At 72.6% G+C, this 795-nt stretch carries 1 protein-coding gene; it reads right to left on the bottom strand.

What is annotated here, in order from left to right; translation table 11 throughout:
• Window positions 1–156: 156 nt before the first annotated feature.
• The coding region (locus AX708_RS14950; RefSeq protein ID WP_304438868.1) for a glycosyltransferase family 2 protein at window positions 157–795 on the bottom strand (639 nt) is incomplete at its 5' end.

Raw genomic sequence — 795 nt, 5'->3', positions numbered from 1 at the left:
GTGCCGCAGCGGCGGGACGGGCGGCGAAGGGATCTTCCCACCACATCACCCGCGCGCCGCACCACCCGCCGACCAGCAGCACCAGCATTGCCAGCGTCCATCCCCGCGTTCGGGCGCCCGTCCGGACGGCTGCCCGGGCCCGGCGGGGCCTATCCGTCACGGGTTGGCCTGGCCGAGCTGCCCGGCTGCGGCCGGATGCGCGTCGTGATCGGTCTTGTCCCACACTGCGGCGCGGCCCAGCAGCGTGCGGGCATAGGCGAACACCGCGCGCCTGCCGGCGATGATCGCGATGACATTGGCGAGCGGCAGGCGCAGCACTGCGTACACGCCCTCGGCAAGGCCATATTCGCGCGCGGTGAAGGCAAAGCGCATTGCGATCCGCCAGACGAACGCCGCCGCATTGGCAGCGAGCACCGCGATCACCAGCGGGGTGAGACGCGGCGGCTCGGCATAGCCGAAGGCCACCATCAGACCCAGCAGCGCGGTCAGCGCCACCAGCGCATAGCCGACCAGCAGCACCAGCGCGGTCATCGGCCCGCGCCGGTCGCGGAAGCGCATCCAGTATTCGATCGGCCCGCCGGCCCAGCCCACGCGGTCCCAGCCCTGCAGCGCGATCCCCAGCACCCAGCGCGCCTTCTGCCGCACGACATTCTCGAAGCGGTGGGGGAAAAAGGCGCGGGTGGCGATCAGCCGCCCGTCCTCGCCGCGCACCCGCACGAAGCGGCAGCGCCCGCCCTCGGCGGCGATGGCGAGGCCGAGCTCGTAGTCCTCGGTCAGCGAGTCGCTGGCGAAAGG

This window comes from Erythrobacter sp. CCH5-A1 (genome assembly GCF_001557115.1).
Lineage (GTDB): Bacteria > Pseudomonadota > Alphaproteobacteria > Sphingomonadales > Sphingomonadaceae > Erythrobacter.
This window is presented reverse-complemented; position numbering and strand designations above follow the sequence as displayed.